The sequence below is a fragment of the Candidatus Phytoplasma luffae genome, assembly GCF_018024475.1.
GTDB lineage: Bacteria > Bacillota_I > Bacilli_A > Acholeplasmatales > Acholeplasmataceae > Phytoplasma > Phytoplasma luffae.
On the sequence record NZ_CP054393.1, the window covers coordinates 476,636 to 490,691 of the forward strand.

The 14,056-nt window shown below is 21.4% G+C and carries 10 protein-coding genes; all 10 read left to right on the forward strand.

Going from position 1 to position 14,056, the window contains the following annotated elements; genetic code table 11:
* Positions 1–24 precede the first annotated feature (24 nt).
* The 10 genes from LFWB_RS02445 (at position 25) to ftsY (ending at position 14,006) form a co-directional block, all read left to right on the forward strand.
* The gene (locus LFWB_RS02445) at positions 25–927 is read left to right on the forward strand and encodes a coiled-coil domain-containing protein (RefSeq protein WP_210954533.1); all 903 of its coding nucleotides are present in this window, start codon (positions 25–27) and stop codon (positions 925–927) included.
* A gap of 781 nt (positions 928–1,708) precedes the next feature.
* Complete coding sequence (gene mnmA / locus LFWB_RS02450) at positions 1,709–2,836, forward strand: tRNA 2-thiouridine(34) synthase MnmA (RefSeq protein WP_210954939.1); 1,128 nt, start codon at positions 1,709–1,711, stop codon at positions 2,834–2,836.
* A gap of 70 nt (positions 2,837–2,906) precedes the next feature.
* Positions 2,907–5,129, forward strand: coding sequence for a RelA/SpoT family protein (locus LFWB_RS02455; protein ID WP_210954534.1), 2,223 nt, complete (start codon positions 2,907–2,909; stop codon positions 5,127–5,129).
* A gap of 7 nt (positions 5,130–5,136) precedes the next feature.
* Positions 5,137–6,405 carry a histidine--tRNA ligase gene (hisS, locus tag LFWB_RS02460; RefSeq protein ID WP_246454207.1) on the forward strand — a complete coding sequence of 423 codons (1,269 nt, stop codon included), beginning with the start codon at positions 5,137–5,139 and terminating at the stop codon, positions 6,403–6,405.
* Positions 6,402–8,144 (forward strand): aspartate--tRNA ligase, encoded by a 1,743-nt coding sequence (gene aspS / locus LFWB_RS02465; protein WP_210954535.1) that lies wholly within the window; start codon positions 6,402–6,404, stop codon positions 8,142–8,144. The genes hisS and aspS overlap by 4 nt, the downstream gene beginning before the upstream one ends.
* Positions 8,145–8,158: 14 nt before the next feature.
* Positions 8,159–9,418: a tRNA lysidine(34) synthetase TilS gene (gene tilS / locus LFWB_RS02470; protein WP_246454208.1), complete on the forward strand. Its 1,260-nt coding sequence runs from the start codon at positions 8,159–8,161 to the stop codon at positions 9,416–9,418.
* Between the two features lie 109 nt (positions 9,419–9,527).
* Positions 9,528–10,298 carry a hypothetical protein gene (locus tag LFWB_RS02475; protein WP_210954536.1) on the forward strand — a complete coding sequence of 257 codons (771 nt, stop codon included), beginning with the start codon at positions 9,528–9,530 and terminating at the stop codon, positions 10,296–10,298.
* Between the two features lie 17 nt (positions 10,299–10,315).
* Entirely contained in the window at positions 10,316–11,161 is an 846-nt protein-coding gene (gene ylqF, locus LFWB_RS02480; RefSeq protein ID WP_210954537.1) for a ribosome biogenesis GTPase YlqF, read from the forward strand.
* Between the two features lie 43 nt (positions 11,162–11,204).
* A complete protein-coding gene (topA, locus tag LFWB_RS02485; protein ID WP_210954538.1) occupies positions 11,205–12,998 on the forward strand; it encodes a type I DNA topoisomerase in 1,794 nt (597 codons plus the stop codon).
* A gap of 21 nt (positions 12,999–13,019) precedes the next feature.
* Positions 13,020–14,006 carry a signal recognition particle-docking protein FtsY gene (ftsY, locus tag LFWB_RS02490; RefSeq protein ID WP_246454209.1) on the forward strand — a complete coding sequence of 329 codons (987 nt, stop codon included), beginning with the start codon at positions 13,020–13,022 and terminating at the stop codon, positions 14,004–14,006.
* The last annotated feature ends 50 nt before the right edge of the window (positions 14,007–14,056 follow it).

A 14,056-nucleotide genomic window follows, 5' to 3' on the forward strand; every position in this document is an offset into this window, starting at 1 on the left:
AAAAATAAAAAAAGGATATATATGATGTATATTTTGAATGCAATTTTTTTTAAAAAAATAATTTTTAAGATTTGTATTGTTTTTTTTATATTTGTTTTGTTTTTGTTAAACATGACAACAAATAGTTTTAAAAAATTATCAGCAGCATACTATATACCTTTCAAAACAACCTCTAAATTAGACAAAGAAAAAATAGAAACTCAATTAAAAGAATTAACTAAATTGAGAACAGAAAAAGAAAAATTAGAAACTGAATTAAATGAAATCAAAACAACCTCTAAATTAGACAAAGAAAAAACAGAAACTCAATTAAAAGAATTAACTGACTTGAGAATAGAAAAAGCCAAATTAGAAACTGAATTAAAAGAATTAAATGAAATCAAAACAACCTCTAAATTAGACAAAGAAAAAATAGAAACTCAATTAAAAGAATTAACTAAATTGAGAACAGAAAAAGAAAAATTAGAAACTGAATTAAATGAAATCAAAACAACCTCTAAATTAGACAAAGAAAAAACAGAAACTCAATTAAAAGAATTAACTGACTTGAGAATAGAAAAAGCCAAATTAGAAACTGAATTAAAAGAATTAAATGAAATCAAAACAACCTCTAAATTAGACAAAGAAAAAATAGAAACTCAATTAAAAGAATTAACTAAATTGAGAACAGAAAAAGAAAAATTAGAAACTGAATTAGTTTTAGAAAACCAAATGAAAGAAAAATTAGAACAAATAAATAAAGAATTAAAAAATAAAAACAAAGAAAAAAATATAAACTTAGTTTCGATAAATAAAAAAATAGAAAAACAATTTTATTTAATAATAATTTTATTTGTTGTTTTTATCATTTTTATAACTAAAAAGAATTCATCAAAAAATAAAAAAAATATTCATACAATAAAAAAGTTAAAAGTTTTTCAATATTAAAAAAGAAAAATTTACTAGAAAAAATTTGAAAAAAACAAAGTTTATTATAAAAAATTAGAAAACCAACTAAAAGCAAAAATTATAGCGATTTTAAAATCAATCTCATAAGCTAATAAATAATTGAAAGTAATTAAAAAAATGATAAATGATTATTATTAAATTTTATTGAATTATTTATCAAAAATCATTAAATTTATGAATTATCTAATAAAAAAATTATTTATTTTAGATAAACATCAAAAAAATAAAAAAATTATACTTAAAAATAAGTGAATTTTATAACTATATATTGGTTAAATTTTTAAGAATAATATTTAAAATGATATAAAAAAATAAACTATATAATAAAAAATCCATTAATAAATTCAATTTTATAAATAAAAATCTAATAAAAACTATATTATCGAAAGTTTCTTTATTTAATTAAGTTAATAATAATGTAAATGATTATTGTTCGAAAATATCAAAAAAAGTTTCAATGTATCTGATTTTAGAAAAAGAAATTAGAAAAATTAAAATTTTAATTTATTTTTAAATCTTTTTATGAAGCGAATATAATAATTATTAATGTTTTTATGGTATAATTTACTTATATTTTGTTTAAATAAAAAAATATTTCAAATTATATATAATTTGAAATAGATAAATTTTTATTTATATCATTTTAAATTATATTCTTTTTAATTATTTTTTTATTTATATAGAAAATAAATTATATATTTTTATTCTCAAAAATTAAAATTAATTAAACAAGAAAGGCGATAAATATGAAAAAAAAGTAATTATAGGTTTGTCTGGCGGCGTAGATAGTAGTGTAGCTGCTTTTCTTTTAAAACAAAGTGGTTACGAAGTAGAAGCTATTTTTATGCGTAATTGGGATAGTAGTTTAAATTATGATATAGAAGGTAACCCTAATCTTAATAATTATATTTGTCCTCAAGAAAAAGATTATAAAGATGCTTTGAAAGTGTCTGAGCAATTAGGTATCAAATGTCATAAAGTAGATTTTTCTGAAGAATATTGGGATCAAGTATTTTATTATTTTTTAGAAGGTTTGAAAAATAATTTAACTCCTAACCCTGATGTTTTATGTAATAATAAAATTAAATTTTTAACCTTTATCAAATATGCACAAAAATTTAATCCAGATTATATTGCGATGGGGCATTACGCTAAAGTTATTTCTGAAAATAATAAAATTTCTTTAGTTCGAGCTAAAGATGAAAACAAAGATCAAACTTATTTTTTATCTCAATTAAAAACAAAACAATTAAAAAACATTATTTTTCCTTTAGGAGATTTATTAAAAAAAGAAGTCAGAAAAATAGCTTTAAGAGAAAAATTAGTTACAGCTGATAAAAAAGATTCAACTGGAATTTGTTTCATCGGAGAAAGAAATTTTTTTTCTTTTTTAAATAATTATTTAACTCCTAAAAAAGGACCTATCAAAGATATGAATGGTAATTTTTTAAAAGAACATGAAGGAGTTATTAAATATACTATCGGCCAAAGAAAAGGATTAAATTTAAAAGTAAATAAAAAAAATCAATCTCCTTGGTTTGTGGTCGGAAAAGATTTAAAAACTAATACTCTTTATGTAGATCAAGATAAAGATAGCAAATATTTATATAGTGATTCTTGTTTAGTTACTGATGTAGTATGGAGAGATAATGATTATTACAAAGAAAATGATAAAATAAAACTAGTAGCTAAATTTCGTTATCGTCAACCTATGCAGGAAGTGGAAATTCATTTTATAAATAAAGATATGATCGAAGTTGAATATCCACAAAAAATAAAATCAGTTACTCCAGGTCAGGTTTGTGCCTTTTACAAGGGAAATGTTTGTTTAGGCGCAGGAATTATAAAAAAAGTTTATTTATTTAAAAAAAAAATGTTATATGTTTAAATCGTTTTTTTATTTTATATTTTTGTAAAAAAAATATATAAAAAAATATTTGAGGTCTCTTAATTTGAATTTGTTGCTAGAAAATAATTTAAATAATAATAAAGATGAATTTGAGTTATATCAAAAATTAATCAAAACTATTTCTTCTTATATCAAAAATAAAGATATTTTGGATAAAATTAATAAATCTTATTTATTAGCTAAAGAAAAACATAAAAATCAAAAAAGAATCACCGGCGAAGATTTTATTATTCATCCTATTTGTGTAACTCAAATTTTAGCTGATTTAAAAAGCGAACCTAATACTTTAATGGGAGCTTTATTACATGATGTTTTAGAAGACACTGATTTAACATTTGATGAATTAAAATCTTTTATAGGCGATGATATTGCTAATATAGTTTTAAACGCTACCAAATTAACTAAAATTGTCTTTAATCAGCATCAAACTCAAACAGATAATCAACAAAAAATGTTTTTAGCTATGGTGAATGATATTCGTGTAGTTTTTTTAAAATTAGCGGATAGATTGCATAATATGCAAACTTTGCAACAAATTAGAGTTGATAAACAAAAACGTATTTCTGAAGAAACTTTGGCCATTTATGTCCCTTTATCTCATCGTTTAGGTTTATTTCAAATCAAATCACAATTAGAAGATTTAGCTTTTCGTTATATCAATCCTCAAAAATATTATCAAATTTCTCATTTGATAAAAATTAAAAAAAACGAAAGAGAAAAATCGATTAATAAAATTATTTTCAATATTAAAAAATTATTTTATGATTCTGGTATTAAAGATTTTTTTATTAGTGGACGTAGCAAAAACATTTATAGCATTTATAAAAAAATGCAAAAAAGACAATTAAGTTTTGAAGAAATTTTTGATTTATTAGCGATCAGAATTGTTGTCAACGATATAGACTCTTGTTATCGTTGTTTAGGAATTATTCATAACCATTATTCTCCTTTACCTTTGAGATTTAAAGACTATATTGCGGTACCTAAACCTAATTTATATCAATCTTTGCATAATACAGTTTTATCTAAAGATGGCACCTTATTTGAATTACAAATCCGAACTAAAGAAATGAACGAAATTGCTGAAAACGGTATCGCTTCTCATTGGAGTTATAAAGAAGATAAAATTTATTCTAAAGAAGATAAACAATTAGAAATTGCAAAAAAATTAAAATGGTATCAAGAATTAATTAAAATAACTAAAGATTCTGAAGATGAATTATATAAAAATTCTCAAACTTTTGTTAATGCTATCAAAAATGATATTTTAAATGAAAACGTTTATGTTTTTACTCCTAAACAAGAAGTTTATGAATTCCCTAAAGGTTCAACTCCTATTGATTTTGCATTTAAAATTCATTCTGATATTGGTTTTAGAATGACAGGAGCAATCGTCAATAAACAAATTGTTCCTTTAGAATATATATTACAAAATGGCGATATTGTTTCTATAAAAACTAATAAAAATGTTTATCGTGTAAAAAAAGAATGGTTAAAAATAGTTCAAACAAGTTATTCCAAAAAAATAATCAAAAAACATTTAAATAAAGAAAACAAAGATAACACTCATTTAATTAAAATAGGAAGAGATTTATTAGATAAAGAATTATCTAATCATAAAATAGATTTTATAATTGATTCATCTTTTATATCACAAAATTTTTACCAACAAGACATCCAAAATACAAATGAATTATATCTAGCAATCGCTAACAAAAAAATTAATTGCAATTCTGTTATTGCTAAAATTAATTCTTTTATCAAAAATAAACAAAATCAGTTGCAAAATAAAATTTCAGAAGAAAATAAAAAAATTTCCTCTTGTAAAGATACTGATGTTATCGTCGAAGGGATAAATAATATTAAATTAAAATTAGCAAATTGTTGTTATCCTGTCTTTAATGAAGAAATTGTTGGTTTTATTTCTAAAAATAAAGGAATCACTATTCATAGAATAAATTGTCCTAATTTAGAAAAATATGACCATAACAAAATGATTTCTGCTTATTGGAATAGCTTTTCTAAATTGAAATATGTTGCTTGGCTTTTCTTAATTGCTGCTAATAGCTCTTCACTTTTAAAAGAAATAAACGATAAAATTCATTCTTTATCGATTAATATTACCCAAATGAATGTCAATAACAATAATAAAACTAAACAATCCATAATTAAATTCAAAATTTTAGTCAATAACATTGATGAAATAAATAAATTAATTGTTCATTTATCAAAATTAAGTAATATTTACAAAATTTATAGAGGAATCATTTAAATTAATTATGAAAAAAATTAAAGGTACTCATGATTTAATTTTTGATGAAATTGATAAATGGCATTTTGTAGAAAAAAAAATTAAACATTTGTTTGATAAATATAATTTTTGCGAAATCAGGACTCCTATTTTAGAATATTCCGAAGTTTTTCAACGTTCTGCCCAATATTCAGAAATGGTTTTAAAAGAAATTTTTCATTTTTTAGACAAAAAAGGTAGAAAAATAGCTTTAAGACCCGAAGGAACCGCTTCAATAGTTAGAAGTTATGTTGAAAATAAAATGGATAAAAAAAATGAATTACATAAATTTTATTATTATGGACCTTTTTTTCGTTATGAAAGACCTCAAAAAGGACGTTATCGTCAATTTCATCAATTTGGATGCGAAGTTATTGGAACGCAAAATTTATTATCCGAAATAGAAATATTTTTTTTAATAGATGATTTATTTAAAATATTTTCTTTTAATAATTATAAAATTATAATTAATACTTTGGGAGATCCTGAATCACTTACTTCTTTTTTAAAAGATTTTATCCCTTATATTAAAGAAAATAAAAATCAATTATGTGATTTATGCTTAGATAGAATAAATCAAAATATTTTAAGGATTTTTGATTGTAAAAAATGCGTAAATAAACAATTTTTAAAAAATTCTCCTTTACTTTTTGATTATTTAACGACCTCAGCTAAAAATAAATTTGAAAAAATTATTGAGCTTTTAGATAAATCTAAAATTTGTTTTGAAATTGATCTAAAGTTAGTGAGAGGTTTAGATTATTATACAGATATTGTTTTTGAAATCGCTTATTCTTCTAATGATAATAAAAAAAAATTAATTCTAGGAGGTGGCGGAAGTTATAACAGTCTTATTAAAGAATTTAATGGTTCTGAAAAGAATAGTATAGGTTTCGCTATCGGAATGGAACGTTTTATATTAACTTTAGAGGAACAAAATTGTTTTCATAATTTTATAAAACCTTATTTAGATTTATATTTATTTATTTTAGATGAGAAAGTTATACCAGAAGCTTTTATGTTATTGAGAAAATTAAGACAAAATAAAATAAAAGCCGAAATGAATTATAAAATTTTAAATTTTAATAAACAATTTTTTAAAATTTTAGAAAACAAACCTATTTATATTTTGTTTATAGGTGAAAAAGAAATTAAAAATAATCAATTCACAATTAAAAAAATTTCAGATAAAAAAAACTATATTTTGGACAAAAATCAGATAATAAATTTTTTAAAAAAGGAATTAAAAATTCAATGAAAACAAAATATACTTATTCTAATAACGAAATAACATTAGAAAATCGAAATGAAAAAGTTTTACTCAAAGGATGGATTCAAATCAAAAGAAATATAGGTGGTAAAATATTTTTAAATTTGAGAGATTTTTCTGGAGTAGTTCAATTGGTCATTGAAAAAGATAATCCTCAATATAAAGAAATTGCTTCTATCAAAATAGAAAGTGTAGTAGAAGTCCAAGGTAAAGTTATAGAAAGAATAAGTAAAAATAATAAATTAAAAACAGGAGAAATTGAGATTTCAGTAGAAAAATTAACTATTTTATCAGAATCTCAAGATTTACCTTTGAATGTTTTTGGGAAAACAGAATCTTTAGAAGAACATCGTTTAAAATATCGTTATCTAGATTTAAGAACAGAAAAACAAAAACAATATTTAATTAAACGTCATCAAATCACACAAAATATTAGAAAAACTCTTTTAGATAATGATTTTTTAGAATTAGAAACTCCTATTTTATCAAAATCTACTCCTGAAGGTGCGAGAGATTATTTGGTTCCTTCCCGAATTCACCCTCATTATTTTTACGCTTTGCCGCAATCTCCTCAACTTTTTAAACAATTATATATGATTGCTGGTTTTGAAAGATATTTTCAAATAGCTCGTTGTTTTCGAGATGAAGATTTAAGATCTGATAGACAACCAGAATTTACTCAAATAGATATAGAAACTTCTTTTTTTTCCAAAGAAGAAGTTATGAATATAACAGAAATTATTATTAAAAATCTTTTTAAAGAAATTTTAAAAAAAGATTTAAAAACTCCTATTTATAGATTGACTTACGATGAAGCTTTAAATTTATATGGAACAGATAAACCAGATTTAAGGTTTGATTTAAAAATTAAAGATTTCACTTCTTTTTTTGATCCTAATTTTTTAATAAACGATAATATAAAACAAAAAATAAAAGGGATTAAAATCAATATCCAAGAAAATCCAAATCATTTTTCTAGAAAACAAATCGATTTATATAAAAAACAATTTCAAGAAAAATTTAAATTAAATTTAAATTTTATAGAAAAAAAAGATAATTTATATAAAGGTTATTTAAGTAAATTTGTTAAAGAGAAATCTTTTTTATCAGAAAAAGAAGTTTATTTTTTTGTTTGTTATTCTGATTCTGATCCTCTTAAAAAAGTTTTACAAGCTTTAGGTTTTTTAAGAATTGAATTAGCCAAAAAATTAGATTTGTTAAATAATCAAAAAGAATCTTTGTTGTGGGTGATAGATTTTCCTTTGTTTGAATTTGATAGTTTAGAAAATAAATATTATTCTTCTCATCATCCTTTTACAGCACCAAAAGATATAAAAGAATTATATCAATCTCCTGAAAAAGTTAAATCTAATTCTTATGATTTGGTTTGGAACGGTTATGAAATTGGTGGTGGTTCTTTGAGAAATTACCAATATCCTGTACAAGAATTTATTTTTGAAAAATTAGGATTAAAAAAAGAAACAATAGATAACAATTTTGGTTTTTTCAATGAAGCTTTAAAATATGGTGCTCCTCCGCATGGAGGAATAGCCTTAGGGTTAGATCGTTTAGTTATGTTATTTACTAAAACTAATAATATTAGAGATGTTATAGCTTTTCCTAAAAATCAAAGTGGCCAAGATTTAATGATGAAAAGCCCTAGTTCAGTTGATGAAGAACAATTAAATATTTTAAAATTGAAAAAAGTAAATAATAATAAAAAATAAAAAAAGGTTATATTGTGAGTCTGAGTTTGTGTTTAAAATTAAATAAAAAGCAGATTTATATAATTTCTGTCAGTGGCGGCGTTGATTCTATGGTATTATTAGATTATCTTTATAATTTAGAATATCATTTAGTTGTTGTTCATTTTAATCATCTTCAGCGTTCTAATTCTTTAAAAGATAAAGTTTTAATAGAAAGTTATTGCCAAAATAAAAAAATCCCTTTTAATTATTTTGAATTAAATATAGAAAAAAAAGATTTCCAAAATAAAGCTAGAATATTAAGAAAAAGAAAATTAAAAGAAGTAGCTTCTTATTACAAAACTTTTTATTTAATAACAGCGCACCATTTGGATGATTTGGCAGAAACTTTTTTATTTAAAATATCTCGCGGTAGCTCTATTTTAGGTTATAGTGGGATGCATTTATCAAATTATGTAGATAATTTTTATTTCATTAAACCTTTTTTATATGTTACTAAACAAGATATCATTGATTATGCTAAAAAAAATAACGTTCCTTTTTTAGAAGATTACACAAATAAATTAAATATATATACTCGTAACAAAATAAGGAATCAAATAATACCTCATTTTAAAGAAATGCATAATTTTTTAAATAATATTAAAAAAATGCATATTCAATTTAAAGAAGTTCATGATTTCATTAGAAAAGAAACTCATCTTTTTATAGCTCAAAAAAAGAAAAATAATATTTTTGATTTAAATTTATTTTTAAAATTAGATATCGTAATTCAAAAAGATATTATTTTATTTTTTTTAGAAGAAAAAAAAATAAAATCGAATTTTCATTTAATAACGAATCTAGTCGTTTTTTTAAAAAATAAATATAAACCTAATGGAAAATATTATTTTAATTCTGAATGGCAATTAATCAAAGAATATAATTTTTTTTGGTGGGGAGTAAAAAATATAAATAAACAAATAGAACCTTCCCCCAAACCTTTATTATTTGTTGCTGATAGTGATAATTTATTATTAGATTGTTTTATAAAACAAAAAATATTTTATGATGAAGAAAATATCACAACTCCTTTAATTTTAAGAAGAAGACGACCAGGAGATGTTTTGAAATTTACTTTTGGAACTCAAAAATTAAAAAAATTTTTTATTAATTCTAAAATCCCTTTAAATAAAAGAGATAATTTTTGGTTAATAATAGATCAAAAAAATAATATTATTTGGATTCCTCATCTTTATGTTAATAATGTTTTAGGGAAATCTAAAAAAATGTATATAGGTTTATATAAGGGATAAAATTATTTTTTTTAGCAAAATATAGTAATTTTTTATTTTATAAAATATAAATTATTAATTAAATATAATTAAGTTATTTATCCATTTTTAGAGGAGTTGTTGAAACAAAATGTATTCTTATCAAGAAATTATAGAAAAATTTTTACAATTCTTTAGACAATATTTTTCTACTTTTGTCGCTTTTTTAACAGGTTTTTTTTCTGGTTTTTTAGTTTTTTTATTATTATATTCATTCTCTATGATACGTACTTTCAATAAAAAAAAAAATATCAAAGAAACTAAAAATAATAATTTTTCTAAAAAAGATATGCTGGAATTAATTGAAAAAAAACAAAAAAAATTTCAAGAAGAAAATCAAAAAAAAAATGATGATTATTTTTTACATTTATTTCAAAATTGCCAAGAATTGATTTTAGAAATATCTTCTAAATTTTATCCTGATTCTTCATTTCCTTATTTAGAATTAACCCTTGATGAAGTTTTAATTTTAGTTCAATATATTCATGATAGAGTTGATGAGTTATTTAACAAAAAAATTCTATTTCTTTTCAGAAGAATTACTTTAAAAAAAATAATATTATTGAGAAAATCGATATTAGAAAAAAAATATATCCAAAAATATAAAAAAACTAATAAAGTTTTAAGTCGTATTTCTAATGTAGTTAATGTTATAAATCCTTTTCATTGGACAAAAAAAATATTTTTTAAATTATTTTATAATAAAATTTTAACTAAAATAGGAGACACAATTATATTAATTTTAGGAGAAGAAATTTATAAAATTTATAGCAAAACAATATTTAAATCAGAATTAAATTTGAATGATTTAATGGAGGAAATAGAAAAAGAACTTAATGAGAATAAAAATAATAAAAACTAAAAAAAAGTATAATTGTTATGGTTAACATTCAATGGTTTCCGGGCCATATGCACAAAACTTTAAAAGAAATTCAAAAAAATTTAAAATTTATAGATTGTATTTTGGTTATAATAGATGCTAGAATTCCTTTTTCAAGCATTAATTTTCAACTTTTAAAATTATTAAATAATAAACCTTTTTTAATTTTAATAAATAAAAGTAAATTAGGAGATTTAGAAAAAAATAATTTTTTTATTAATTTTTTAAATCAAAAAAAAATATATTATTTAAATATTGATTCTAAATATAGATGGAATATTAATCAAATATATCCTAAAATTAAAGAAATATTAGAAAATAAAAACATTAAAATAAAAAAAATAATCAAATGTATGATTGTAGGTGTTCCGAATGTAGGAAAATCTACTTTAATTAATTGCTTATCAGAAAAAAAAGTTGTTAAAACAGCTAATTCCCCAGGTGTTACTAAAAAATTACAATGGATTAATACAAAACAAAACATTATGTTATTAGATACTCCAGGTTGTTTATGGCCGAGATTTGATTATCCAGAAATAGGTTATTCTTTGGCTATTTGTAACTGTATCAAAGATACTCTAGTCCCGAAAGAAGAAATAATCATTTATTTTTTAAAATATTTAGGCAAACATTATCCTTTTTATTCACAAAAACTTTTTTCTTTAACTGAAACAGAATTAAAAAAAGAAAATTTATTAGAAACAATAATAAATAAAATAAATACAAAACAAAAAAATAATAATCAAAAAGAAAATTTTTTATTCAATTTTATTTTTAATAAAATAAAAAATAATCCGCTTCAAAAAATTAATTATGATTTAGAATTACAACATTTATTTAAATAAATAAATGATTATTTTTTTTAATAAAAAAAGGAGGATAACAGTTATGAAGAATACAGTTATTATTTTAGAATCTCCTGCCAAAGCTAAAACTATTAGTCGTTTTTTAGGAAAGGATGTTTTAGTTTTATATTCTAAAGGACATGTTAGAGATTTATCTTTAACTGGTAAAGATAGATTAGGAATTGATATTTTAAATAATTTTGAACCTAATTATCAAATCATAGACAAACAAAAAAAAACAGTAGATGAATTAATTAAAAAAACTAAAAATAAAAAAGTTTTTTTAGCTACCGACCCTGATAGAGAGGGCGAATCAATCGCTTGGCATTTAGCGCAAATATTAAAATTAGATGAGAAAGAAAAAAATAGAGTTTCATTTAATGAAATAACTAAAGATATCGTTCAAAAAGCTTTCGCTAATCCTTGTGTCATAAAAAAAGATTTAGTAAATTCTCAAGAGACAAGAAGAATATTAGATAGAATTATTGGTTTTAGATTATCATATTTAGTTCGAAAAATAAAATCTTCTTCCGCTGGGAGAGTACAGTCTGTTGCCTTAAAATTGGTTGTTGAATTGGAACAAGAACGTAATAATTTTGTTCCCGAAGAATATAATTTAATAAAAGCGCATTTTGAAAATTTTAAAGCAGATTTGATTATAACGCCAAAATGTTATAAAATAAAGAAAGAGGAAGCAGAAAAAATTGTTAAACAAATTGGAATTAGACCTTTTGTTTTAAAAGAAATTCAAAATAAAAAACAACAAAAAAAACCTCCTCAACCTTTTATTACCGCTACCTTACAACAAGAAGCTTTTAAAATACTTTCTTTTTCAGCTAAAAATACAATGTCAATTGCTCAAAAACTTTATGAAGGGATTGATTTAAACGGTCAAAGAATCGGTTTAATTACCTATATGAGGACTGATTCTTTTAGAATATCTGTAGAATTTTCTGAAAAAGTCCAAAAATTTATTAAAGAAAGATACGGAAAAGAATATTTAGGAATTTTAAAAACAAAAAAAGAAATAAATAACATTGGTGATGCTCATGAAGCTATTAGAGTAACTAATATAACAATGATTCCTGAAGATTTAACTCAATATTTAAATAAATATGAACTTTCTTTATATAAATTAATTTATGAACGTACTTTGGCGAGTTTTATGTCAAATGCTATTGTTAATAAAAATCAATTGTTTTTTGAAATTGATGAATTTTTATTTTTAGCAGAAGGACAAGAAATGATTTTTGAAGGTTATTATAAAGCTTTGAATAATTCTTTCAAAAATAATTTTTTACCTAATTTAAAAGTTAATCAAGAATATATTCCTAATAAAATTGAAATAATTCCTAAAACAACAACTCCTCCTGCTCGCTTCAATGAAGCTTCGTTGATTAAAAAATTAGAAATTTTAAAAATAGGTAGACCTTCAACTTATGTTTCGATTATTGAAATTTTAAAAAAAAGATTTTATATTCAAATAGAAGATAAACAAATTATCCCTACCGAAATAGGAACCATCACTAAAGATTTTTTAGATAAATTTTTTTCTTCTTTAATTAATGTTAATTATACCGCTCAAATGGAAAAAGAATTAGATGATATTTCTTGTGGTAAAATAAATAAATTAATCATTTTACAAAATTTTTATAAATTGTTTCAAAAGCTTTTTCAAACAGCTTACGAAACGATTCAAAAAAACAAACCCAAAATAACTCAACAAAAATGCGATTTATGTGGTGATTTTTTAGTCGAAAGAAGAAGTAAATACGGTCTTTTTTTAGGATGTAATAGTTTTCCGAAATGTAAAAAAGTTGTTAGTTTAAAAAAATAATTTTATAAAAAGGTATAAATTGTGTTTAAAAAAATAAAAAAAATTTTAAAATCTTACAAAAATATTCCTAATTTTTTTAAAAAAAAAGAATCTAAAAATTCAATATTTTCATTCATTGATAGGTCAGAATATAATTTTTCTAAGTGGCGTCAAAATATTTTTAAAAAAGAAAATATTCATTCCCTTTTAATAGATGAATTAGAGATTTTATTTATTAAATCAGATATAAGTGTATCAACAGCTTCTTCTTTGATAAAAGAAATAAAAAATCAAATAAAAATAAAAAAAATTACCAAATCTGCGGAATTATTACCTTTGGTAAAAAAAATTCTTATTGATTTTTATCAAAAAAATGATACTTCTATTAAAAAAAAGAATATAATAGGTGTAAATCAACCAAAAGTATATTTATTTGTCGGTGTCAATGGCGTAGGAAAAACATCTACTATTGGTAAATTAGCTTTTAAATTTAAAAACGAAAATAAAAAAATTTTGTTAGTTGCAGGTGATACTTTCAGAACAGGAGCGGTAGAACAACTAAAACAATGGGGTAAAGAAAGTGATACTGAAGTTTTTTATAAAGAAGGTTCGATCACTCCTTCGAGTTTATTTTTTGAAGCTTTAAATTATGCTAAAAAAAACAAATTTGACGTTGTTTTGTGTGATACATCTGGTAGATTAGAAAACAAAGTTAATTTAATGAAAGAATTGGAAAAAATCAAAAAAGTTATTGATAAACAAATTAATGGTATCCCTTATGAAACTTTTTTAATTTTAGATTCTATGACGGGACAAAGTAATTTAAAACAATTTGAAATTTTTAACAAAACAGTCTCTTTAACAAATATTATTTTAACTAAGTTTGATGGGATATCTAAAGGTGGATTTATTTTAGCTATAAAACAATTATATAATTTGCCGATAAAATATATAACTGTGGGTGAAAAAATAAACGATTTAATGATTTTTGATATCAATGAATATATCGATAATTTATTCCAAGATTGATCATATATAAAAAAATTTGATTTTAATATTCGTAAAAAGGTATAAAAATA